Source organism: Actinacidiphila sp. bgisy167 (assembly GCF_965342175.1).
Classification (GTDB): Bacteria; Actinomycetota; Actinomycetes; order Streptomycetales; family Streptomycetaceae; genus Actinacidiphila.
Genome location: NZ_CBDRBL010000023.1, coordinates 37,319 through 61,329, shown reverse-complemented (window position 1 = coordinate 61,329; position 24,011 = coordinate 37,319). Strand labels below are relative to the sequence as shown.

The window sequence follows — 24,011 nt, the reverse complement described above, 5'->3', positions numbered from 1 at the left end:
GACGGGCGGACCGGCCTCCGGCGAGGCCGCGTAACCACATGTCGGCATCGCCATCGAGTCCGTCGAGCGGCTGCCCCCGAAGCGCGCCCGCGCGGCCCGCGGCGTCGGCTGGCCGGCGCTCCTGATCTCGATGGGCCGGCCCCCGCTGACCGACCTGGCCATGGCTGCGGATCAGAAGGCCATGACATCCACGGCCGGCATCGACGACGCCGCACACCGCGGGCACTCGGTTCCGCGGCAGCGGGGCACGCGGTGGCCGCCCGGGATCAGGCGGGTCAACGCCGCAGTGCCAGCACCGTGTCGACGGTGTCCGCCTCGGCGGCCGTCTTGTCCTCGCGGTAGCGCAGGACGCGGGCGAAGCGGAGCGTGACGCCCGCCGGGTAGCGGCTGGAGCGCTGGAGGCCGTCGAAAGCGATCTCCACGACCAGCTCCGGGCGGACCCGGACCACCCATCCGTCGTCGCTGACGGCCAGTTCCCGCAGGCGCTCGGTCTGCCAGGCGAGCATGGCGTCGGTCAGGCCCTTGAATGTCTTGCCCAGCATCGCGAAAGTGCCGTCGGGCCGGCGGGCCCCGAGGTGGAGGTTGGACAGCCTGCCGGTGCGCCGGCCGTGGCCCCACTCGGCGGCGAGGACGACCAGGTCGAGGGTGTGCACGGGCTTCACCTTGAGCCAGGCCGCGCCGCGCCGCCCGGCGCTGTACGGGGCGTCGAGAGCCTTGGCCACGACCCCCTCGTGGCCCCGCTCCAGCACGCCCTCCGCGAAGTCGCGGGCCGCCTGCCGGACGGCCGGATCGCCCGGGTCGGCGGCCACCAGCCGGCGCACCCTGCGCGGCGCGGGGGCCACCCGGGCCAGCTGCTCGTGGCGCTCGGCCGTGGACAGGTCCAGCAGGTCGCGGCCGTCGACCGCCAGCAGGTCGAAGAAGACGGGTGCCACAGGCAGTGACGCCCGGGCGGCCGTGACGTCCAGGCGCGAGCCCACCCGGGAGGAGGTCTCCTGGAAGGCGCGCGGACGGCCGTCCTCTCCGAAGGAGATGACCTCACCGTCGAGCACGGCTTCATCCACCTCCAACTCCCTTGCTGCTGCCACGACTTCGGGAAGTCGGCCGGTGATCTCGTCGAGTGTGCGGGTGTACACGCGTACGTCCTCGCCCTTGCGGTGCACCTGGACGCGGATGCCGTCCAGCTTCTCCTCCAGCGCGCACGGGCCCAGCCGGTCCAGGGCCTCGTCCACGTCCTTGGCTGTCTGGGCGAGCATCGGCTGCACCGGCCGGCCCACCTCCAGACGGAACGCCGCCAGCGCCTGCGGGCCGCCGGCCAGCAACGCCCGCGCCACGGCGCCGAGAGAACCGCCGAGCATCACCGCGCGCCGCACCTCCTGCGGGGGCGCGTCCGCGGCCGCGGCGAGTCCCTCGACCGCGAGCGCGTCGAGCGCGCCCTGGCGCAGCTCCCCTCCGATCAGCCCGAGCAGGAACGTCTGCTCCTGCCGGGTGGCCGCCCCCATCAGCTCCGCCACCAGACGCCTGCGTTCCGCTGTCGCCCCCTTGCCGGTGACCGCCGCTATCCGGTCCAGCGCCCCGTCGACCTCGCGCACGGTCAGCCGGGGCGCCGCCGCCGGCTCCGTCCGCTCCCGCAGGGTGCTCCAGCCGACCCCGGTACGGCGCTGGGGCAGCCGGCCCGCCAGGTACGTGATCACCACCGGCGCCTCGTCGGGCTCCGCGGCACGCAGCAGCCGGGCCAGCGCCGCCACCTTCTCCGACCGGGCGGTCGTGGCCGCCACCTCCCGGGACGTCCGGGCGAGCTCCGCGAGCAGCATGGCACCATCCTGGACCACCCCTGCCGTGCGCGCAGCGGGCGCGCCTGTCACAGCGGCCGCGGGCCCCCCGCGATGCGGCGGTTCCGGACCAGCCGGGAGATGTCGCTCCCGGTCACGATGCCCACCGGCCGGCCCCCGTCGACGACGACGACGTGCACACCGCCCGCGCCGGGCCTGAGGCGCTCGAGGGCGTCGTCGACGAACTCGTCCGGCGCGCCGGTGGCGGTCTGCGACAGCGGGACGGCGATGTCGCGGACCCGCACGTCGGCGCGGCGCTCCGCCGGGACGGACGTGAGCCGGCGCAGTAGCAGCACTCCGCTGAGACGGCCGTCGAAGTCGACCAGGGGCAGGGTGGAGTGCCGGGAGGCGACCGCGACCTCGTCGATGAAGCGGTTCACCGGCAGCCAGTCGGGGGCCGTCACGACGGGAGCGGACATGGCGTCCCCGAGCCGCACGCCGCGCAGGGCGGCGCTGATGACCGCGCGCCGGCGCTCGGCGCCCGCCGTGAGCGCCATGAAGATCCCCACGAGGGCGAGCCACAGACCGCTGGGCGCGCCGCGGGCGAAGGCGAGCCAGCCGGCCGCGACGAAGAAGAACCCGAGGACCTGCCCACCGCGCCCGGCGACCCGGTCGGCGCGGTCGCGGTCCCCGGTGCGCCACCACAGCAGGGCCTGCAGCACCCGGCCGCCGTCCAGGGGTGCGGCGGGCAGCAGATTGAAGACGCCGAGCAGCAGATTCGCCCAGCCGAGCCAGATCAGGAGTGCTCCCGGCAGCGAATGGGAGGCCGCCGCATCCACACCGATGCCTGCGCCGAGGGCGGCGCCCCCGATGACCAGGCTGGTCACCGGGCCGCTGACCGCCACCAGGAAGGCCACGCCCGCGGAGCTCGGCCGTCCCATGCGCGTCATGCCGCCCATGGCCCACAAGGTGACGTCCTCCACCGACAGGTGCTCACGGCGGGCCGTGGCCGCGTGGGCGACCTCGTGCGCGAGCAGGCTCGCCATCAGCAGGACCGCGCCCGCGGCCGCCGCGACGGTGTACAGGGTCCCCGACAGGCCCGGGACCCAGGCGGGAAGGGTCTCGCGGCCGAGCCCGTAGGCGAGCAGCACGACGAGAACGGGGACGCTCCAGTGCATGCGGAGCGGGACCCCGAACACGCGCCCGACCTGGATCGAACCGTTCATGACTCCTCCTTCCAGTGTCACTCCGACCGGCCCGCGGCCGACGTGGTGGCGCCGTGGTCCGGTGTCCCGGAGCCGCCCGTCGACGAGGTCCGGAGCGCGGGGGCCCGCCAAAGGGCGTGGGAGCGCTCCCATGCGGCATCATGCCCCGCATGGCCGCATCCGTCCGCACGACCCCACCCCCGCTGATCCGCCCCTACCGCCCGGCGGACCGTGCCGCCGTCTACGACGTCTGCGTACGCACCGGCCACGAAGGCGGCGACGCGCGGCACCTCTACGCGGACCACGACCTGCTGCCGGACGTCTTCGCGGGGCCCTATGTCCACCTCGAGCCCGAACTCGCCTTCGTCGTGGACGACGGTACGCGCGCCGTCGGCTACATCGTCGGCACCGCGGACACCGCCGCCTTTGTGCGGCGCTACCGCCTCGAGTGGCTCCCGCGGCTCGGGCACCGCCACCCGAAGCCGTCCGGGACCCCGGTCACCCCGGACGGCGAACTGGCGGCCCTGCTGCACCGCCCCGAGCGCATGATCGTGCCCGAACTCGCCGACCACCCCGCGCACCTGCACATCGACCTGCTGCCCGATCACCAGAGGCGCGGCTACGGGCGGGAGCTGATGGCGCGTTTCCTCGCCGCCCTCGCGGCCCGCGGCGTCGGCGCCGTGCACCTCGGCATGGTGACCGCCAACACCGCCGCCCGCACCTTCTATGACCGGCTGGGTTTCCGTGAGCTTCCCGTTCCGGACCCCGGCCCTCTGACATACCTGGGGCGCGACACGTCGCCACCGGCCCGGCCGGCGGCAGCCGGCGGGTGACGAGAGCCGGATACCGCCGCCGCGCCGTCCGCCGCGCCGTCCGCCGGGTCCCGGGGGCGCAAGAGGGACGTCGGGGACGGAGCCGGAGGGCGGGGCGCCGCGTGGTTCCGGTGCGGAGGCCGGAGGCATCGAGGCCGGCCGGCTCGCGGCGCCGGGAACAAGCGGACGTGCCGCGCGGGTGCGCCGTGCGCAGGCGCCCGCGGCGCGTGCGGCCCGGCGAGGCGACCGAGGGCCGCTCGCGCGCAACGCGGAAGGGCCGCCCCGCGTCCCACGCGGCAGTGCCCGCCACGAGGCGTTCCCGGAATCCTGGCTCCCCGGCGGTCGTTGAGGCAGTCATGAGCGACAACGAAGCCCTCCTCCGGCTGCTCGCCGACACCCGCGACGGCGTGCTCGTCACCCTCAAGCGCGACGGCCGCCCCCAGCTGTCCAACGTCAACCACCACTACGACCCGGACACGAGGGTGCTGCGGGTCTCCCTCACCGACGACCGGGCCAAGACCCGCAATCTGCGCCGCGACCCCCGGGCGAGCTACCACGTGACCACGCCCGACCGCTGGGCCTGGACCGTCGCGGAGGGCACGGCCGAGCTCACCCCCGTCGCCGCGGAGCGCGGCGACGCCACCGTCGAGGAGCTCATCGACCTGTACCGGGCCATCCAGGGCGAGCACCCCGACTGGGAGGACTACCGCCGCGCCATGGTCGAGGACAAGCGCCTCGTGCTGAAGTTCAACGTCGAACGCGTGTACGGCCAGCCCCGCCCCGCGTAGCCCGGCGCGGGCGGTCCCGGCCGCGCGCCGGGCAGGGGCGGGCGGCGACCGGCCCGCGACGGTGGCACCATCGAGAACGCAGGTCGGCGCCACCGTCGCCCATGCGAACAGGCTGGTCAGCGACGTGCCGCAGGCGCGGCCGCCGAATTCGGCGAAGGAGCGCGGAACCGGAATGACCGGTGTAGGAGTTGTCGCTGTACATACTGGTTCTGCCGGGGCCGGACGGCTCACGGCACGTTCGTGACCGCCGACCAACGGGAGGAACCGTGTCCGGCCCCAGTCCGAGGCGTTCCCTGCTCTCCAGCCTCATCCCCGCTTTCGGGGACAACCCCTCCGGGGAGAGGATGGAGCGCATCCGGCGGTCGCCGAACTTCGCCGACGGGGTCTTCACCAACCCCGTCGGCGCGCGTACGGCGCCCTCCGGCTCGATGCTGCGGTTCGCCCGGACGTACTTCCGCAAGGAGGCGCGGTTGCGCAGGGCCCCGGCCGGGGAGATCCCGCTGCACACCGCGACCCTCGCCGAGCTGACCGTTCCACCGATCTCGGGACTGCGGCTCACCTGGATGGGCCACTCCACCGTCCTGGGCGAGATCGACGGCCGCCGCGTCCTGTTCGACCCCGTGTGGGGCGAGCGGTGCTCCCCCTTCTCCTTCGTCGGGCCCAAGCGCCTCCACCGGCCCCCGGTCGCGCTGAAGGACGCGGGCGAGGCCGATGTGGTCGTCATCTCCCACGACCACTACGACCACCTCGACATGCCCACGATCAAGGCCCTGGCCGGTTCGGGCACCCGGTTCGTCGTGCCGCTGGGCGTCGGAGCCCACCTGGAACGCTGGGGCGTCCCCGCGGACCGTATGACCGAGCTGGACTGGCACGAGTCGACGCGGGTCGCGGGCCTCACCCTCACCGCGACCCCCGCGCGGCACTTCTGCGGCCGGGCGATCCGCAACACCCAGCACACCCTGTGGGCGTCCTGGGTCGTCGCGGGACCGGAGCACCGCGTCTACCACAGCGGCGACACCGGCTACTTCCCCGGATTCGCCGAGATCGGCGAGGCGTACGGCCCGTTCGACGCCACCATGGTGCAGATCGGGGCCTACAGCGAATTCTGGCCGGACATCCACATGACCCCCGAGGAGGGCGTCCGCGCCCACCAGGACCTGCGCGGCGAGGTCATGCTCCCCATCCACTGGGGCACGTTCAACCTCGCCCCGCACCCGTGGGAGGAGCCCGCGGAGGGCACCGCCACCGCGGCGCTCGCCGCCGGCGCCCGCATCGCCGTGCCGCGACCCGGCGAGCCCTTCGAGCCCGCGAACGGGTTGCCGCTCGTCCCCTGGTGGCGGCCGATCGCGCACGGTGCCGCCGCGCGCACCTGGCCCACCCTCAGCGACGACGCGCGGTCGGCCGCGACACAGCCCGACAGCGCCCCGGCGTGAGCGGGCGGGGGGCGGGCGCGCCCAGCGCCCGCCCCTTTCCACTCCGCCCCGGGAAGCGTGTGCTCTCCGTGTGCACCGGGCGCCGCGCCGCCGCTCGCTCTCGCAACCTGCGGCCCACGGTGTCCGGGAGCACGGCGCGGGCGACGGCGGAGCCCGCCGCACCGCCGTCCGCGCCGCGGCGGGTGCCTCAGCGGTGCGCGGCGGTCGCCTCCTCGGCCACGTCGATGCCCGTGACCCGGGCCCAGTTGCGGCCGATCTCGCCCCAGCCGCCACCGGACCGCCGCCCAGGCGGCCGGTGAAAGGCGGGAGCAGGTCGGTGTCGCGTTCCGCCCACGCCGCGGAGGACTGGCTGCGGGTCGCCCGGAGACTGGTGTTGAGCTGGACGACGGCCGCCCGGGCACAGTCCTCGCGCCATGCGTCGTCCGTCCAGGCGGCGGAACCGACGGGGGGCCGCGCCGCCGGCGCCAGGCTGAGGAAGCAGGCGGCGTTGTAGTTCACGAAATATCTGGCGGCGGCCCGGTTGGAACCGCGGTGACGGGGCGCGGACCCGGCGATGCGCGCCCGGCGGGGGGCGCCCCCGCCGGCGTGGTCAGCGCCGGCACGGTGGTCGGCACAGAGCAGGCGGCGCAGCCCCCAGTCGGGCCCGCCCCACAACCGGCCCAGCGTGCCCAGCCACCTCGCCGCATCCCATTCGTGTGCTCTCAAGGAGAATTCCGCGACCGGAGATCGTCAAGCGCGGACGGGCGTGACGATTCGCCAACTCCTCGATGGCGCGGCTTTGCGCGATGCACGGGGCGGATCGCGCCGAAGAGGGCCGGGTCAGGTGGGCAGGGCGAGCGGCGCGTCGGCCTGCCCGGCCCGGAGCCCCTGTCGGGAACCCGGCCGCCCGGCACTCTGCGGTCCGCCTCCCCGCACGGCCCTGGCGAGCAGCACGCCGTACCCCGGCTCCCCTTGCCGCCCCTGCTCCCGCTCCGCGCCCCTCAGGACACGATGTCCTTCCCCCGGAAGCCGCGGAAGGCCAGCGCGAAGAACACCACCGCGAGGGACAGCGACACCGAGGTGCCCTTGAGCATGCCAGCCCACTCCGGGCGGGGCTGCAGCGCGTCGATCCAGGCGAACTGCCAGTGCGTCGGAAGGACGTCCCGCAACGAGCCCAGTGCCGTGATCGCGTCCAGGATGTTGGAGAGGATCGCGACGCCCACGGCGCCGCCGACCGCCCCCAGCGGCGCGTCGGTGAGCGTGGAGAGCCAGAAGGCGAAGCCCGCGACGGCCAGTTGGCCCACGAAGACGTAGAGGGCCGCGATCGCGAGCCGGCCGGTCGCGGTGGCCGGGGGCAGCGAGCCCGCCGTGGTGAGCTCCAGATCCCCCCAGCCGTAGGCGAGCGTGCCGACGCCGAGCGCGACCGTCGGCAGCGCCAGCACGGCGGCGGCGCTGAAGACCAGGGACACCAGCGCCTTGGAGGCGAGCAGCCTGGCACGGGGCACCGGGGCGGCCAGCAGGTAGCGCAGGGAGGACCAGTTGGCCTCCGAGGCGACCGTGTCGCCGAAGAAGAGCGCGACCGGGATCGTCAGCAGGAAGCCGGAGGAGACGAAGAGCACCGCGAGCGAGAAGTTGACGCCGGAAGCGGTCGCCACGTCCATCATCGACGGTCGGGAGTCCCGCCCCCCGGGGGTGCCGCCGACGGCGAAGGCGGCCCACACGACCACGGGCAGGCCGAGCACGACGCCGAACGCGACGAGCGTACGGCGCCGCAGCAACTGCCGTACCGCCTCGACCCGCAGCGGCAGGGTGCGGCCCGGGCGGTACCCCGCGGCCGGTTCCAGGGTCTCGGTCACGCGGGACCTCCGATCAGGGTCAGGAAGGCGTCCTCCAGCCGGCGGTGCGGGCCGACGCGCTCCACCGGAACGTCCAGCCGCAGGAGCTCGGACAGCAGCTCGGGCACGCTCATCACGCCGGGCCGCACCAGCAGCCCGCCGTCCGCGGGCTCCGCCGCCTCGACGCCCGGCAGCGCCGACAGCTTCGCGGCGACCGCCTCCCGGGCCTCGTCGGCCATGCCCGGCGCGCCGACGAAGAGGGTCTGTCCGCTGCCGGCGATCTCACCGACGGGACCGGCCGCGACGAGCCGCCCCTTGTCCATCACGACCAGGTGCGTGCAGCTCTGCTCGACCTCCGACAGAAGGTGGCTGGAGACGAGGACGGTACGCCCGGCGGCCGCGTAGCGGCGCACCACGTCGCGCATCTCCCGGATCTGCGGTGGGTCGAGCCCGTTGGTCGGCTCGTCGAGGATGAGCAGGTCGGGCAGGCCGAGCATGGCCTGCGCGATGGCGAGCCGCTGCCGCATGCCCTGCGAGTACGTGCGGACGGGGCGCTGCAGCGCTTCGCCGAGGCCCGCGATCTCCAGGGCCTCCTCGATGTGGGCGTCGGTCGCCGGCCGGCCCGTGGCCCGCCAGTACAGCTCCAGATTGGCCCGCCCCGTCAGGTGCGGAAGGAAGCCCGCGCCCTCCACGAAGGCCCCCACCCGGGACAGCACGGCCGCACCCGGCCGGATCGGGTGGCCGAACACGCGGATGCCGCCCGTGTCGGGCCGGATGAGGCCCATCATCATGCGCATCGTCGTCGTTTTGCCCGCCCCGTTGGGGCCGAGCAGGCCCAGGACCTGTCCACGCTCCACCCGGAACGACAGCTCCCGCACGGCGTAGCGGTCCGCCGCGCCGTGGTAGCGCTTGGACAGCCCGGAGATCTCCAGGGGGACGTCCGCGAGGTCCGGGTCGGGCGCCTGCCGCACCGCGCCCGACCGGCGGCGGCCGGTCAGCAGCAGCGCCGCCGCCAGCGCGAGCGCGCCGACCGGAAGCAGCCACACCCAGGCGGGCGTCGCGCCCTGGCCCAGAGTCAGTCCGGGGTCCGTCGGCACGGTCAGCGCGGCGCCCTGCGGCAGCGACACCCGATAGGTGGCGGCCGAGACCGGGGAGGCGTAGCCGAGGTCGGTGGTGGACAGCACCAGCCGCAGCCGGTGGCCGGCGGCGAACTCGTGGTCCACGGCGGGCAGCCGCACGGGGACCGTGCCGTCCTGCGCGACCCGCAGCGGTGCGACCAGTTGGTGCGGCAGCGTCTCCTTGCCGTCCGGGGCGACGTCGTACAGCTTCGCGAAGAGCACCGCGCCGGCCGCCGCTTCGGTGGTGACGGTGATCCGTGTGCTCGGCGCGCCCGTCAGCCGCAGCGCCGAGGTCAGCGGCACCGAGTCGAACGCTGCGCGCTGACCGGGGAAGTCCAGCGACAGCCCCTGGCCGAGGTCCGAGAGCTGGGAGAGCGCGCCGCCCACACCGGGCACCGCCGAGATCGCGGGCGGGCTGCCGCCCGCGGGATTGGCCACCGTCTGCGCGCGCCCGCCGAGCGGGACCGTCTGGGTACGGGTGCCCTCCAGCCCCGGGTAGGCACCGGCCTCCGCGCCCCGCCGTACCGCCCGGCCGTCGGTGGAGTCGACGCCGCCGGTCCGGGTGACGCGGAACGCGGGTCCGGTGTCGGCACTCCGGTCGCGCTTCAGCCAGCGGTCGAACCAGGCCGTCGTGCGCGCCTGGATCCGGGACGTCTCCTGGTCGCCGCCGTCGTGCCCGCCGGAGAACCAGTCGACGGCCACGGGCGCGCCGTTCGCGGCGACGGCGCGCGCGATGGCGTCGCCCTGGTCGAGCGGGAAGAGGGAGTCGTTCTGGCCCTGCACCACCAGGGTCGGCACCTTGATGCGCCCGGCCACCGACGAGGGACTGGAGCGCGTCAGCAGCCGCAGCGTCGCGGCGTCCGGGCGGCCGGCGACCGCCGACCGGTCGTACATCGCGCACAGCTCGGCGGTGAAGCGGCACGCGGCGCCGCGCGAGCCCGTGGAGAAGAAGACCCCCGCCCACAGCTTCTTGAACACGCCCTGCGGGAAGAGCGCCTGGCCCAGATCCCACCAGGTGATCGCGGGCGCGATGGCGTCCACGCGCCGGTCGTGGCCGGCGGCGAGCAGCGAGATGGCCCCACCGTAGGAGGACCCCGCGATGCCGACCCGCGGGTCGTCCCGGCCGTCGCGCAGCACCTCCGGCCGGCGGCCCAGCCAGTCGACGAGGCGCGAGACGTCGGCGACCTCGGCGTCGGGGCTGTTGAGCCCGATCCGGCCGCCGGAGGCTCCGAAGCCCCGCGCGGACCAGGTCAGCACGGCGTAGCCGCTGCGGGCGAGGGACTCCGCCTGAGCCCTCATGTCGTCCTTGCTGCCGCCGAATCCGTGCGCGAGCAGCACCGCCGGGCGCGGCGCCGAGCCGCCGGAGGTGAAGTAGGAGGTGTCGATGCGCACCGTCGCGGTGCTCCCCGGAGCCTCGGGCAGCGAGAAGACCCGGTCCTGGCGTCGCACGGGTGCGGGTGAGTCGGCCGTCGCGAGGGTGACGGCGCCGCCTCCGGCGAGCAGGGCGATGGCGGCCGCGCCGGCCGCGAGCCGCCGCCTTGAGCGCCATTTCCCGGGTAGGGCGAATCGCATACGTGATCCTCGGACGGGGACGATGGGCGTGACGATCCCACTATGCATTCCGGTGATCACCCGCGACGTCCGCCTCAGGCACCGGATCGGCGTACTCCACCGGGAGTACGGTGGCGACCGTGCCCTTCGAACGACTTCTCACCGCGCCCCTGCCCCGGCTGGGCATCGGCCTGGCCGCCGTCGGCCGTCCCGCCTACATCGACCTCGGCCGTGCCGCCGACCTGCCCGCCGAACGCAGCGTCGAGGCGATGCGGGACCGCGCCCACGCGGTCCTCGACGCCGCCTACGCGGTCGGCATCCGCTATATCGACGCGGCCCGCTCCTACGGCCGGGCCGAGGAGTTCCTCGCGAGCTGGCTGGACGCCCACCCCGAGGCCACCGACGTGGTTGTCGGCAGCAAGTGGGGCTACACCTACACGGCGGACTGGCGGGTCGACGCCACGGTGCACGAGGTCAAGGACCACGGCACCGCCACGTACGACCGCCAGATCGCCGAGTCCCGCGCACTGCTCGGCGACCGGCTCGACGTCTACCAGATCCACTCCGTCACCCCGGACAGCCCGGCTCTCACCGACCGGGAGCTGCACGCACGGCTCGCCCGGCTGGCGGCCGACGGGGTGGCCGTGGGCCTGTCCACCAGCGGTCCTCTGCAGGCCGAGGCGATCCGCGCGGCGCTGAAGGCGACAGTGGACGGGCGGCGGCTGTTCTCCTGCGTGCAGGCCACCTACAACCTGCTGGAGCCCTCCGCCGGGCCCGCCCTGGCGGAGGCGCACGAGGCGGGGCTGACCGTGATCGTCAAGGAGGCCATGGCCAACGGCCGCCTGGCGACGGCCGATCGGGAGTCCCCCCTCGCCGAGGTGGCCGACCTGACCGGCGCCACGCCCGACGCGGTGGCCCTCGCCGCGGTCCTGCGCCGCCCCTGGGCCGGCATCGTGCTCTCCGGCGCCGCCACGACCGGCCAGGTCACCGCCAACGCCCGGGCCGCCTCCGTCGCGCTCGACGCGGAGCAGCTGGCACGGCTCACCGCCCTGGCGGAACCGGCCCCGGCGTACTGGCGGCACCGCTCGCGACTGCCGTGGAGCTAGTGCGGCGGCCTGCCGGGAGGCCGCCCGCCGCCGTCACCAGTCGGATCGCCGGCGCGTCCGCGATCGGCAAGGCACCGGCCAGGCGCAAGGCAGGCGAGGGCTGCGGCGGCCTCGCCGGCATCGAGCCGCACGAGGCCTGCGCCGCGCAGGTGCTGGGCTGCCTCGCCTGGTCGCCCGGCGCCCGCGTCGCCGGGGCCCCACCGGCTCGCGGTCGAGCCGACTGCCGGAGTTGCGGAGACCGAGGCTGCGTGGGTGCGCAGACTGATCGATCAGGAGGGGCAGAAGCTGCAGTAGATCGCGCGCCGGGGGCCGTACCCGTTCGGTGCGCCACCGGCGCGCGATGTCGCTGCCGGCTTCGGCGGCGGATGCCGCGAGCGCGCGGCTGGTCCCGGCCGACGAGGACACCGTCCGGGATGTGAGCCACCGGTTCGACGAGATCGGCCTGCCCTGCCTGGACCCTCCGTGGGCGGGAGGCCGTCCCCGCCTGCTCAGCCCTGAGGACGAGGACTTCGTCATCCCAGACGGCCACCCCCGCCCGGCCGACTGGGCCGGCCCTGCACCGCTGGTCCCTCCGGAAACTCGCCGCCTGCCTGCGGGAAGCCCACGGCCGCGGGACGTGACGACGAATACTTCATGCGCCGCGCCATCACCCTCCAGCGCGAGCCTTCGATCGGTGGCCGTCACCCCTGCGGAGCGGCCGGGCAGGACACCGATCAGCGTCTCGTCCACAGGCTGACCGATCAGCAAGGTCCCCGGGAGGACGGCCGGCGGGAGAGGCCCTCAGGCCCCGGCCGGCGAGACGCCGCCAGCCGCCCCCACCTTGCGCCCGGTTCTGCCCAAGTCCCGCCTGATGAAGCCCGCTTCGAGCATCCGGACTTGCCCACGTCTTGACGATACGTTCCACGGCCATTCAATTGGGCGTCCCTGGCGGGTCTGTGTGCTCTCCGTAAGGTCCGCGAGTGCCAAGGAAGAAGGGACTCATGGATACACTCCTCGCAGTCCGTGCTCGCGGAATCACCAAGTGCTTCAGGGACGTCGTCGCACTCGACGGTGTCGACCTGGACGTGACGCAGGGACAGATCCACGGTCTGGTAGGACCGAACGGCGCCGGCAAGACGACGTTGCTCGGCCTCCTCCTGGGCCTGGCCGGCGCCGACGACGGTGACCTCGAGATTCTGGGCACGCCGGTCGCGCGGGCCCTCGACGCGCCCGGCGGCGTCGCCGGCTTCGTGGACGGCCCCGGCCTCTACCCGTCGCTCACCGCCCGGCAGAACCTCGCCGCGCTCGCCGCGGTGCGCGGGCAGGACGCCCGGGCGGCTGGGATCGACGACGCGTTGGCCCAGGTGGGACTCACGGACGTCGCCGACGACCGGGCCCGTGGATTCTCCCTCGGCATGCGCCAGCGGCTCGGGCTCGCCGCCGCCCTGCTCACCAGGCCCCGGCTGCTGGTGCTCGACGAACCCTCCAACGGCCTGGACCCGATGGGCAAGAATCACGTGCACGCGGTCCTCACCCGGCTCGCGGACGAGGGGACCGCCGTCGTGCTGTCGAGTCACCGCATGGACGACCTCGAGGCGCTGTGCTCCGAAGTCACCATCCTCGCCACCGGGCGGGTCGTCTTCTCGGGCCCGCTGGCCGAACTGGCCGCCGAGAACCGTGAACTCGACTACCGGTTGATCACCTCCGACGTGCACGCCGCCCGCCGACTGGCCCTCTCCACGGACCGCGTCCGCATCGTCGACGACGCCGGCCCGCGGAGCGACACCGATGTGCTCGTCGTGCGCGCGCCGGTGCCCGCCCTCGACGAACTCGTGGTGGGCCTCGTACGGGCGGGCATCGCGCTGCGCGAACTCGCACCCGTCGTCTCCCCGCTCGAGGCGGCGTTCCTCGCCCTCACCCAGCAGCAGGAGGCCGGCCGATGAGCGCCGCGACCCTCGTCGTCGACAACGTTGTCCCCGTCCACCGCGTCCCGGTGTCGCGCGCCTACCGTTTCGAGCTGGTCAAGCTGGTCTCGCAGTGGCGGATCCGCCTGCTGGTCCTGGCCTGCTGGATCGCACCGGCGCTCTTCGTCGCCGCGGTCAGCGGGCAGGGCACGCTCCCCGTCGACACCCTCTTCGGCCGCTGGATGCACGCCACCGGGTGGGCCGGGCCCCTGGTGGTGCTCGGCTTCGCGGGCACCTGGGCACTTCCGCTGCTGACCTCGCTGGTCGCGGGCGACGTGTTCGCCTCGGAGGACCGGCTGGGCACCTGGCGCCACCTGCTGGTGGCGGTCCGCTCCCCCCGGTGCATCTTCGCGGCGAAGGCGCTGGCCAGCCTCACCGTCCTGCTGCTGCTCATGGCCGGGATGGCCTGCTCGAGCGCGGTCGGCGGGGTCCTGGCGGTCGGCAACCAGCCGCTGGTCGGTCTCGACGGCCACCTGCTGACGCCGTCCGACGCCGCCGGGCAGGTCTTCCTCGCCTGGGCCTGCGCACTCGCCCCGACCCTGGCCCTGGCGGGGATCGGCCTGCTCGGCTCCGTCGCCCTCGGGCGGTCCCCGATGGGGCTGCTGCTGCCCGCACTGGTCGCACTCGCGATGCAGCTCGCGCAGCTGATGCCGCTCCCCGTTCCCGTGCGCGTGGCCCTGCCCGGCTACGCCTTCATCTCCTGGAACGGGCTCTTCACCGGCCCCCAGCAGCTCGCACCACTGCTCATCGGCATCGCGGTCAGCCTGGTGTGGGCCGTCACCGCGACGGTCCTGGCCCGTCTGCTCTTCCTGCGGCGGGACTTCACCAACCTGACCGACGACAGTTCGCCGCGCCGCGCACTCATCGCCGGCGCCCTGCCGCTGGCCGGGCTGCTCGCCGCGACGGTGGCCGTCCTCACCGCGACGACCACGGCCACGGGCTCCGGGATCGAGCAGGACAAGGTGCAGCGCTCGGTGGCCGTGGCCTTCGCCCATCTGTACCGCATGCAGACCGACCAGCTCAACCGCCCCGCCGTCGCCGAGGCACAGCTCGCGGCCACGGCGGCGTGCACCAAGGGCGGTGTCCCGGACCACGCCGAGGGCCCCGGCAACGACTGGCGCTGCGTCGTCTCCTGGCACCTCCCCGGCGTCGCGACCACGGGCCAGGCCATATACCAGCTCGACATCACTCCGGACGGGCGGTACGTCGCCGACGGCGACGGGCCGAAGGAAGTCAACGGCTACTTCCTGGTGCGGACCCCGGTGGGGGACGCGCCGAACCCGCTCTGGCAGTTCGACGGCAACGTCGAACTGCTCGCCACCTCCCCGAAGGGATAACTCACCATGCAGGTCACACGTCGCCGCCGCGCGATCGCCCGGAGGCGGGCCCATGCCCTCCTCGGCAGTCGGTTCGGCAGCCGCAGAAGCCTCACGCTGGCTGCCGCGACCGCCGTCGTCCTCGCCACCGGCACCGGGATCGGCTTCGCCCAGACCACCCAGTTCGGCCACGAGCAGGTCGGCCAGGTCACCGGCCGGGGCCAGGTCGTCTCCAGCGACCAGTACATCGCCCCGTACGGTGAGCGCCTCGTCATCGACAACGGCAAGATCATGTCGTCCTCGGTCAGCCCGGACGGCTCCCACTTGGCGGCCTCGGTCACCGACGGCGGCGTGGCGCTGGCCGTGGTGAACCTGAAGGACTGGAAGGTCCAGCAGCTCGTCGGCAACTCCGCGTCCGCCGACCTGCGCATCAGCAGCAACAGCGTGGGGCAGGAGGGGCCCACGTACTCGCCCGACGGTTCGCAGCTGTGGCTGGGCCAGACCGACGGCTACACCCGGTTCACGGTGAACCCCGACGGCAGCCTGGCCGACCCGACGTCCGTCACCATCCCGGCGGACGGCTCCAAGCACGCCCTGGTGGGCGAGCCGGTGTTCTCCGCCGACGGCTCGACCGCGTACGCCGCCGTCAACGGCCAGAACCGCGTGGTGGCCATCGACACGGCGACCGGGACCCTCAAGCAGAGCTGGGCCGTGGGCAACGCCCCGCGCGACATGGTGGTCGTCGGCTCCAAGCTGTACGTCAGCAACGAGGGCGGACGGCCGGCGAAGCCCGGCGAGACCACGATCAACTCCTACGGCACGCAGGTGCCGGCCGACCCGAAGACCGGTGCCACCACCACCGGCACGGTCAGCGTCATCGATCTGGCGGACCCGGCGGCCGCCGTCGCGAGCATCGACGTGGGTCTGCACCCGACCGCCCTGTATGCCAAGAACGGGGCGCTGTTCGTCACGGACACCGCCACCGACGACGTCTCCGTCATCGACACCCGCAAGAACAAGGTCGTGCAGACCATCGCCACCCAGCCGTGGCCGGAGTCGACGGTGGGGTACGAGCCCAACGCCGTCACGCTCACCGACGACGGCCACCTGCTGGTGACGCTGGGCCGCGCCAACGCGGTCGCCGTCTACCGCTACACGTCCCCGCAGGAGCCGGTCAGCTACGTCGGCCTCCTTCCGACGGACTACTTCCCCGCCGAGATCGCCTCCGTCGGCAAGCAGGTCGTGGTCTCCAACACCCGAGGTGTCGACGCCCGCCGTTCCACCGCCGGCACCGCGCACGGCACGCACGACACCACCTCGAGCGTGCAGCGGTTCACGCTGCCGAGCGAGAAGGTCATCAAGTCGGAGACGGCCGAGGTCTTCCAGCAGAACGGGTGGACCAAGGGCTCGGTCAAGCTCGCGAAGGACGACAAGGGCAAGGGCCACAAGGAGCCGGTGGCCGTCCCGCAGCGGCTCGGCGACCCCTCCGTGATCAAGCACGTCTTCCTGATCGTCAAGGAGAACCGGACCTACGACCAGCTCTTCGGTGACATCGCGCAGGGCAACGGCGACCCGTCCCTCGCGGAGTTCGGCGAGAACGTGACGCCGAACCAGCACGCGCTCACCCGGCAGTTCGGTCTGTACGACAACACGTACGACATCGGCACGAACTCCGCCGAGGGCCACAACTGGCTGATGCAGGCCGACAACCCGGAGTACACCGAGTCCTCGGCCGGTGAGTACGCGCGCAGCTACGACACCGAGGACGACGCCCTCGGCCACCAGCGCACCGGTTTCATCTGGAGCGGCGCGCAGGCCTCGGGCAAGAGCGTGCGGAACTTCGGCGAGTTCCACCAGTTCCTGACCAAGCCGTCCGGCGCGACCTGGCAGAACCTGTACTGCGACGCCAGGAACATGCGGGCCACCGGGCAGGACACCGCCTACGACCTGGTGTCGTCGTCGCCGATCCCCTCACTGAACAGCGTCTCGGTGCCCGGCTTCCCGAAGTTCGACACCAGCGTCCCCGACGTCTACCGCGCCGAGATCTGGAAGCGGGACTTCGAGAAGAACGGTCCGGCGAACCTGAACATGTTCTGGCTCTCCAGCGACCACACCGGCGGAACGGCGGGCCCCGCCGCCCAGGTCGCCGACAACGACCTCGCCGTCGGCCGGATCGTCGACGAGATCTCGCACAGCAGGTACTGGAAGGACTCCGCGATCTTCGTGGTCGAGGACGACTCTCAGGCCGGCCTCGACCACGTCGACGGCCACCGTGCCCCGATCCAGATCATCAGCCCCTGGGCCCGGCACGGCACCGTCGACAGCCGCTACTACTCGCAGATCACGATGATCCGCACCATTGAGCAGATCCTCGGAATCCACCCGATGAACCAGAAGGACAGCGCGGCCACCCCGATGTTCGGCGCGTTCACCGAGAAGGCCGACTACACGCCGTTCGCCGCGCTGCCCAACCGCATCCCGCTCACCGACGGCCTCAAGACCGCGCCCGCCTGCGGCCTTGACACTCCGGCCCCGCAGGACCCGAGCGCCGCGACCGTCCCGTCCACGAAGGTTCCGGCGGGCCAGAGGACTCTCGCGGCGAAGTGGGAGGACTGGCGGTCCAAGCAGCGCTTGACCGGCCCCGACGCCAGGCCGGACTTCGCCAACCCCGCCCAGATGAACCACTTCACCTGGTACCAGACGCACGGATGGACGAAGCCGTACCCCGGCGAGGAGCAGCTCTTCGCTCCGGACGACGTACCGGGCGCCTACATCCCGTCGGCGGAGAACGACGGCTGAGAGGTCGCGCGGATAAGAAAGGAGCGGGTCGAGGGCCGAGTCCGGCAAGGCGGAGAAGGGAGACGCAGCGGAGCTGCGGCGACCGACGACAACGCCGCCAGGCGAGAGCCATCGACCCGCGACGCCGGCCCGCCTATCCGCGCGGCCTCTGAGGCACACGGACCGCACGCAGGGGCCTCCGCCCGGCTCGCCGCCGGGCGGAGGCACGTCGACCGTACTTTGCATCCGTCCTGGCGGATCAGCGAACACCTCGCCTTGAGCCGTCGTCCGGTGCGCCACGTGCCGGCGAGCGCCCACGCGGCAGGCCGTCCCCGCCCGGTGTGCCGCCGACGGCGTGCCAGGTCGCGAGCGTTCGCGCGACATCGGGGGTGCGGGACGGCGTCCCGCCGCGCCGACACCTCCCGCGGGACTTCTGACCGTCGAACGGCCGTTCCGGGCCGCGGCACAGGCCGAGGGGCCGTCCCCGGACATCGCCCGCGGCCGGACAGCCCCTCGGCCAAGATCGTCATGACTCCTCTAACGGACGCCCGAGCCGACGGCGCCGGCCGGATGGAGGGAGCTTGTCAGGAAGGCGCCGATGCGGGCGCGTAGTGCCGGGGCGTCCAGACCGTGCGCCGCCACGTGCTCCTGCCAGGTGCCGTAGCGGCGCAGCTCCTGGCGGGCGGTGCCCAGGGCGAGGACGCGGTGCGGCAGGTCGACCAGCGCCTCGGCGGCGAAGGGCGCCGAGGCGCCCGCCAGGTACGGCTCGACGAGCACCACATCGGCCGCGTCCGTGCCCTCGACGGCGGCCCGCAGCCCGGCCGCGTCGAAGGGGCGCACCGTGGAGGCATACAGCACCGTCACGTCCATGTCCGCGACCGCCGCCAGCGCGGCGTCCAGCAACGGGCCCACGGCGACGACCACGCCCGCGCGGCCCTCGCGCAGCACTTGGAACCGGCCCGGTGAGACCAGGTGCGCGGTACGGTTGCACTGCTCGCTGAGCCGTACGTAGACCCGGTGGTCGTCGTCGGCCGCGGCGTGCCGGAGCAGGGCCTCGGCCTCGTCGGGGTGGCCCGGCACATGCACGGTCCACCCGTCGAGGGTGTCCAGCAGGGCGACGTCACCTGGGGCCTGGTGGGTGCGGCCGCCCGCGGCGATGTCATACGAGGCGCCCGAGCTGACGAGCACCGCGCCGGTGTCCTGGTGGCCGAGGTCCAGCTTGATCTGCTCGAAGGGGCGCTCCACGAGGAAGCCGGCGAACGTGTGGACGATCGGCCGCAGCCCGGTCAGCGCCAGCCCGCCGGCCACGCTGACCAGCAACTGCTCGCGGATGCCCACGTCGATCACCCGGTCGGGGTGGTCGCGGGCCGCGTCCGCGAAGCGCTCCCCGGAGATGACCGCCAGCACGACGGCCAGCCGGGGGTCCTCGTCCAGCAGGCGGGAGGCGACGGCGGTGAAGCGGTCACGCATGGTGTCCATGAGGGGGTTCTCCTCGGCTCGTCAGGGCGGTGGTCAGAATGCGGGCTCGACGCGGGCGACGACGGCGTGCGGCCGTCCTGGGTGCGGTGCGGTGAACGCCGCGTACAGCGCCTCGTGGTCGCGGCCGTCGACGTCCGTCGCGGACCATCCCTCGCCCGCGAAGAGCGAGGCGGGGCCCCCGGGGCGCCGGTAGGTCGCCGAGGCGTTGTCGACGGCGACGACGTGCAGGCTCTCCAGGCCGACGGCTGCGGCGAAGGCGACGGCCTCATGGTTGCTGCCCTCGTCCAGTTCGGCGTCGCCGACCAGCACCCACACCCGCGCGTCGGTCAGGCCCTGCGCCCGCAGTCCCAGGGCGCTGCCCACCGCGATCGGCAGTCCGTGGCCGAGCGAACCCGAGCCGATCTCGGCGCCCGGCACGAGCACGCGGTCCGGGTGGTGACCCAGCGGCGAGCCGAAGGAGCCGAAGTCCGGCAGCCACTCGGGCGGGACGAAGCCCTTGGCGGCGAGCACCGCGTAGTAGGCCATCGGCCCGTGGCCCTTGGAGAGCAGGAAGCGGTCCCGGCCGGGGTCCTCCGCCGTCTCGGGGGAGACCCGCAACACCCGGTCGTAGAGCACCCACAGCACGTCGAGGGTGGAGGTGGCGGCGGGGCCGTGCTTCTCGTCGCCGGTCATGAGCGACAGCAGCCGCCCGAGATCTTCGTACGTGTACGCGATGTCCGTGCTGGTCGCAGTCATGGTGTCGAGGGTGCGACCTCAAGCCGACTTGAAGTCAAGCGGTACTCTCGGGCTCATGAGCGACCCCGTACCGCGCCGCGACCGTCTGGCCATCGGCGAGCTCGCCGCCCGCAGCGGCGTCGCCGCCTCGGCCCTGCGCTACTACGAGGAACTGGGCCTGATCAGCTCCGAGCGCACCGCCGGCGGGCAGCGCCGCTACGCCCGCGCCACGCTGCGCCGCGTCGCCTTCATCCGGGCGGCCCAGCGCGTCGGCCTGTCGCTGGAGGAGGCCGGTGCGGCCCTCGCCCGGCTGCCCGGGGACCGCGCCCCCAGCGCGGCCGAGTGGAGCGCCGTTGCCCGCACCTGGACCCGCCGCATCGACGAGCGGATCGCGGAGCTGGAACGACTCAAGGGCAATCTCACCGGCTGCATCGGCTGCGGCTGCCTGTCCTTGCGCAAGTGCACGCTGTACAACCCGGACGACACCGCTGCGGCGCAGGGCCCCGGCGCGCGCTACCTGATGGGCGGCGGGTCGGCTATGTCCCGTCGACCTTGAAGGGGTCGTGTTCGGCGAGCAGCTTGTCGAGTCGGGCCTGGTCGACCCGGCTGGTCATCTGGCCGGCCTCCTGCCGGTCGCGGATGACCTTGGCGAGTGTGAACGCGGAGGTCACGACGTAGAGCAGCCCCACCGCCAGGAAGGCCCGCACCCACGGGCCGACCGGCGGGTGGACGATGCCCGCGACCATCGCCCCGAGGGCGCGGTGTGGGGCGGCGGGTCGGCTATGTCCCGTCGACCTTGAAGGGGTCGTGTTCGGCGAGCAGCTTGTCGAGTCGGGCCTGGTCGACCCGGCTGGTCATCTGGCCGGCCTCCTGCCGGTCGCGGATGACCTTGGCGAGTGTGAACGCGGAGGTCACGACGTAGAGCAGCCCCACCGCCAGGAAGGCCCGCACCCACGGGCCGACCGGCAGGTAGGCGATGCCCGCGACCATCGCCCCGAGGGCGACGGCGAACGATAGGGCGGCCTGTGCGGAGTAGGCCGCGGTGGTCTGCTGCTGGATCGGATTCGCCATGTCCCGAAGCATCGCCTGTCGTCTCCGCTGCCACATGAGTACGGCTACTCATCCCGGTCCGGGGCACCCCCGGCGGAGGAGGCTCGCGCGGGGAGAAAGGGTGCGAGCGAGCACCCGGCGACGTGCGGTATTGTTCTCGTGCGCGGTCGGCCGGGTGACAAGCCCGGGACGATCCGGCACCGGGACGTGGCGCAGCTTGGTAGCGCACTTGACTGGGGGTCAAGGGGTCGCAGGTTCAAATCCTGTCGTCCCGACGGTGCTGACCGGCGGGTTTGTCCTATGAGGACAAACCCGCCGGTTGCGTTTGTGCCGTCGAGGCCCCATGAGGGGCGCGGGCGGGCCTGTCCGCGCCGACCGGCCGCCCCGGGCGCTGCCGCACCACCTCCGCCGCCCGCCGAGGGCCTGGCCCGTGCGCCGGACAAGCCCCTGTGCGCCGTGCCGTCCGACCGGAAAACGCTTGGACTCGGTGCGCGCGGACGCGGGACACTGCGAGCTTCGGACCGCCCGCTCACCGCACGCCGGCGCCGTCGAGAGCCGCGAGGGCAGCCGGCCCGACACGGCGCCGCGCCGCGGAGGGCGGCAGCGGCCGTTTCCGAGACGTTCGCGGCAGTGCGCCGCACGACCGCGCAGGGTGGACATGGGATCGCCTGAAACTCGCAGGTTCCGGTCGCCCAGGGGCCCGGTGCTCCTGGCACTTCGCCACTACGGGAGGGAGCTGGCCCGGCTGCGGTGGCTGACGCTGCCGGCGATGCTGCTGCCGGCCCTCGGCAACATCGGCATCAACTACCTCGCGCCGCTGGTCGTCGCGAAGCTCGTCGGCGGCTTCGTCGACGGCACCGCCCCCGGACTGGGTTCGACCCTGCCCTACGTCCTGGCCTTCGCGGGCGTCCTGCTGGTCGCCGAGACGCTGTGGCGGATCGGCCTGCACTGTCTCAACCGCGTCGACGCCCTCGGCATCGAGCACCTGTACGTCGTCGGCATGGACGAGCTCTTCGCCAAGGACGCGGCGTTCTTCCACGACAACTTCGCCGGGTCCCTCACCAAGCGGGTGCTGAGTTTCGCCTCGCGCTTCGAGGAGTTCGTCGACACGTTGACCTTCAACGTCCTGGGCAGCTTCGTCCCCCTGCTTTTCGGGTCGGTCGTGCTGTGGGCCTACGAACCGCTGCTGGTGGTCGGCCTCTTGGCGATGATCGCGGTGACCGCGCTGTGCGTGGCGCCTCTCATCCGCCGGCGTCAGGCGCTCGTCCGCCGGCGCGAGGAGGCGATCGCCCGGGTGTCCGGGCACGTCGCCGACAGCCTGATGAACATGGACACCGTCCGGGCGTTCGCCGCGGAGGATCGCGAGGCCGCCGAGCACCGCTCGCGTGTCGCCGAGTCGCGCAGGCTCACGCTCACGTCGTGGGACTACGGCAACCTCCGCATCGACACCCTGGTCGCGCCGCTGTCCGTGCTCACCAACGCGCTCGGCCTGCTGCTCGCCGTCACTCTCGGCGCGGGCACACACGGTGTCGAGGCGGTCGTGGTCGCCTTCACCTACTACTCCAACGCGACGCGGATCATGTTCGAGTTCAACCAGATCTACCGCCGTCTGGAGAGCTCGATGACGGAGGCCGCGCAGTTCACCGAGCTGCTGCTGGAGCCGCCCACCGTGCTCGACCCGCCTGCCCCGGAGCCGCTGCGGTCCGGGAGCGCCGACATCCGCTTCGAGCACGTGACCTTCGCCCACGGCGGCGCGGAGCCGCTCTTCGAGAAGCTCGACCTGTCCGTGCCCAGCGGCGCCAGGGTCGGGCTGGTGGGCCGGTCGGGCGGTGGCAAGACCACGCTCACTCGGCTGCTCCTGCGGATGAACGACATCGACGGCGGCCGGATCCTGATCGGCGGGCAGGACATCAGCCGACTGCGCCAGGCCGATCTGCGGAGCCTGATCTCCTACGTACCGCAGGACCCGGCGATGTTCCACCGCTCACTGCGGGACAACATCGCCTTCGCCCGCCCGGACGCCACCGAGGGCGAGATCCGCCGCGCGGCCCAGGCCGCCCACGTCACGGAGTTCGCCGACGCGCTGCCCGAAGGCTTCGACACCATGGTCGGCGAGCGCGGGATCAAGCTCTCGGGCGGACAGCGGCAGAGGGTCGCGCTCGCCCGGGCGATCCTGCGCGACGCGCCGGTCCTGCTGCTTGACGAGGCGACCAGCGCCTTGGACTCGGAGAGCGAGATCCTCGTCCAGGAGGCGCTGTGGCGGCTGATGGAGGGGCGCACGGCACTCGTGGTGGCGCACCGGCTGAGCACCGTCGCCGGCATGGACCGACTGGTGGTCCTGGACCGCGGGCGCATCGTCGAGCAGGGCACCCACCAGGAGCTGCTCGCGGTGGACGGCGCCTACGCCAAGCTGTGGCAGCACCAGTCGGGCGGCTTCCTCGACGACACAGCCGAACGGGCCGACCTGCGCTGAACCAGGCCGGGGAACCAAGCCGGGTGACCGGGCCCGCCGGTCACCCGTGCAGCACCAGCCGGTCAGGCGGCCCCGGAGGGCCGCATCGCGGTCACGAGCACGTCCGAGCGGGGCACCTCGCGCCCGTCGTCGGTGAGGAAGCCGACACGGACGGCCTGACCGGTGGAGTGCGTACGCCGGCGCACGGACGGGCCGGACGGACGCGGCCGGTGCCGGTCGCCCCACTGCTGCAGGGAGGCCATGACGATGTCGAGTTCCCGCCCCGCGTCCGTCAGGTGGTAGCTCTGCCGCTGCCGGCTGCCCGGCTCCTGGTACGTGCGGGTGCACAGCACATCGGCCTCGACGAGGAGTTTGAGCCGGGTGCTGAGGAGGTTGGGCGCGATCCCGAGTGAGGCCTGGATCTCGGCGAAGCGGTGCCGTCCGGCGAAGATCTCGCGCAGCACCAGCAGGGACCAGCGCTCACCGAGGACCTGCAGGCTTCGTTCGATGGAGCAGGCCGGCTGGTCCTCCTCGGGGCCGGACACCTGGCGTGCCATGTCCGCTCACCACCTCCTGAACGATGCGCTCACCGCTGGGCCACGTCGCTGCGTCCGCGTCGTGGCGGAAGGACAGTGTACACCTAGGTTTCCTCTTACTATCCAGCCCTCCGCCCAGGAGAGGAG

At 73.4% G+C, this 24,011-nt stretch carries 17 protein-coding genes, 1 tRNA gene and 1 pseudogene; 10 read left to right on the top strand and 9 right to left on the bottom strand.

Annotated elements, in window-relative coordinates; all coding sequences use genetic code 11:
- Positions 1-275: 275 nt before the first annotated feature.
- Positions 276-1,811, bottom strand: coding sequence for an ATP-dependent DNA ligase (locus tag ACRWND_RS12075; protein WP_431948702.1), 1,536 nt, complete (start codon positions 1,809-1,811; stop codon positions 276-278).
- Positions 1,812-1,858: 47 nt separating this feature from the next.
- A complete protein-coding gene (locus tag ACRWND_RS12070; protein ID WP_431948701.1) occupies positions 1,859-2,995 on the bottom strand; it encodes a site-2 protease family protein in 1,137 nt (378 codons plus the stop codon).
- A 149-nt stretch (positions 2,996-3,144) separates the two neighbouring features.
- Here ACRWND_RS12070 and ACRWND_RS12065 point away from each other — a divergent pair, with 149 nt between their 5' ends.
- The 3 genes from ACRWND_RS12065 to ACRWND_RS12055 all read left to right on the top strand — a co-directional run bounded on the left by ACRWND_RS12065 (position 3,145) and on the right by ACRWND_RS12055 (position 6,007).
- Positions 3,145-3,807: a GNAT family N-acetyltransferase gene (locus tag ACRWND_RS12065; RefSeq protein WP_431948700.1), complete on the top strand. Its 663-nt coding sequence runs from the start codon at positions 3,145-3,147 to the stop codon at positions 3,805-3,807.
- A gap of 335 nt (positions 3,808-4,142) precedes the next feature.
- Positions 4,143-4,574: a PPOX class F420-dependent oxidoreductase gene (locus ACRWND_RS12060; RefSeq protein WP_431948699.1), complete on the top strand. Its 432-nt coding sequence runs from the start codon at positions 4,143-4,145 to the stop codon at positions 4,572-4,574.
- Between the two features lie 266 nt (positions 4,575-4,840).
- On the top strand, positions 4,841-6,007 hold the full coding sequence (locus tag ACRWND_RS12055; RefSeq protein WP_431948698.1) for an MBL fold metallo-hydrolase: 1,167 nt from the start codon (positions 4,841-4,843) through the stop codon (positions 6,005-6,007).
- Between the two features lie 980 nt (positions 6,008-6,987).
- Here ACRWND_RS12055 and ACRWND_RS12050 read toward each other — a convergent pair.
- Positions 6,988-7,842 (bottom strand): ABC transporter permease, encoded by an 855-nt coding sequence (locus ACRWND_RS12050; protein ID WP_431948697.1) that lies wholly within the window; start codon positions 7,840-7,842, stop codon positions 6,988-6,990.
- Positions 7,839-10,511 carry an alpha/beta fold hydrolase gene (locus tag ACRWND_RS12045; protein ID WP_431948696.1) on the bottom strand — a complete coding sequence of 891 codons (2,673 nt, stop codon included), beginning with the start codon at positions 10,509-10,511 and terminating at the stop codon, positions 7,839-7,841. Before ACRWND_RS12045 ends, ACRWND_RS12050 begins: the two co-directional genes overlap by 4 nt.
- Positions 10,512-10,630: 119 nt before the next feature.
- Here ACRWND_RS12045 and ACRWND_RS12040 point away from each other — a divergent pair, with 119 nt between their 5' ends.
- The 4 genes from ACRWND_RS12040 to ACRWND_RS12025 all read left to right on the top strand — a co-directional run bounded on the left by ACRWND_RS12040 (position 10,631) and on the right by ACRWND_RS12025 (position 17,654).
- Positions 10,631-11,596 carry an aldo/keto reductase gene (locus ACRWND_RS12040; protein WP_431948695.1) on the top strand — a complete coding sequence of 322 codons (966 nt, stop codon included), beginning with the start codon at positions 10,631-10,633 and terminating at the stop codon, positions 11,594-11,596.
- A 980-nt stretch (positions 11,597-12,576) separates the two neighbouring features.
- Positions 12,577-13,518 (top strand): ABC transporter ATP-binding protein, encoded by a 942-nt coding sequence (locus tag ACRWND_RS12035; RefSeq protein WP_431948694.1) that lies wholly within the window; start codon positions 12,577-12,579, stop codon positions 13,516-13,518.
- Positions 13,515-14,876, top strand: a complete 1,362-nt coding sequence (locus ACRWND_RS12030) for an ABC transporter permease (RefSeq protein ID WP_431948693.1) — start codon at positions 13,515-13,517, stop codon at positions 14,874-14,876. Before ACRWND_RS12035 ends, ACRWND_RS12030 begins: the two co-directional genes overlap by 4 nt.
- Before the next feature lie 6 nt (positions 14,877-14,882).
- Positions 14,883-17,654 (top strand): alkaline phosphatase family protein, encoded by a 2,772-nt coding sequence (locus tag ACRWND_RS12025; RefSeq protein ID WP_431948692.1) that lies wholly within the window; start codon positions 14,883-14,885, stop codon positions 17,652-17,654.
- Between the two features lie 516 nt (positions 17,655-18,170).
- Here ACRWND_RS12025 and ACRWND_RS12020 read toward each other — a convergent pair.
- Entirely contained in the window at positions 18,171-19,112 is a 942-nt protein-coding gene (locus ACRWND_RS12020) for a transketolase family protein (RefSeq protein ID WP_431948691.1), read from the bottom strand.
- Positions 19,113-19,145: 33 nt separating this feature from the next.
- On the bottom strand, positions 19,146-19,847 hold the full coding sequence (locus tag ACRWND_RS12015) for a transketolase (protein WP_431948690.1): 702 nt from the start codon (positions 19,845-19,847) through the stop codon (positions 19,146-19,148).
- Between the two features lie 55 nt (positions 19,848-19,902).
- Here ACRWND_RS12015 and soxR point away from each other — a divergent pair, with 55 nt between their 5' ends.
- Entirely contained in the window at positions 19,903-20,382 is a 480-nt protein-coding gene (gene soxR, locus ACRWND_RS12010) for a redox-sensitive transcriptional activator SoxR (protein WP_431948689.1), read from the top strand.
- Here soxR and ACRWND_RS12005 read toward each other — a convergent pair.
- Both ACRWND_RS12005 and ACRWND_RS12000 read right to left on the bottom strand, forming a co-directional pair.
- Positions 20,363-20,584, bottom strand: a pseudogene (locus ACRWND_RS12005) (YiaA/YiaB family inner membrane protein); the annotation flags it as partial. The gene soxR and the pseudogene ACRWND_RS12005 overlap by 20 nt on opposite strands.
- A 22-nt stretch (positions 20,585-20,606) precedes the next feature.
- Positions 20,607-20,897: a YiaA/YiaB family inner membrane protein gene (locus ACRWND_RS12000; RefSeq protein ID WP_431948688.1), complete on the bottom strand. Its 291-nt coding sequence runs from the start codon at positions 20,895-20,897 to the stop codon at positions 20,607-20,609.
- Positions 20,898-21,077: 180 nt separating this feature from the next.
- Here ACRWND_RS12000 and ACRWND_RS11995 point away from each other — a divergent pair.
- Positions 21,078-21,151 (top strand) — tRNA-Pro (locus ACRWND_RS11995).
- Positions 21,152-21,579: 428 nt separating this feature from the next.
- Complete coding sequence (locus tag ACRWND_RS11990) at positions 21,580-23,349, top strand: ABC transporter ATP-binding protein (RefSeq protein ID WP_431948687.1); 1,770 nt, start codon at positions 21,580-21,582, stop codon at positions 23,347-23,349.
- Between the two features lie 62 nt (positions 23,350-23,411).
- On the opposite strand, the gene ACRWND_RS11985 is transcribed toward ACRWND_RS11990, so the two are convergent.
- Positions 23,412-23,885, bottom strand: coding sequence for a winged helix-turn-helix transcriptional regulator (locus tag ACRWND_RS11985; protein WP_431948686.1), 474 nt, complete (start codon positions 23,883-23,885; stop codon positions 23,412-23,414).
- Positions 23,886-24,011 lie beyond the last annotated feature (126 nt).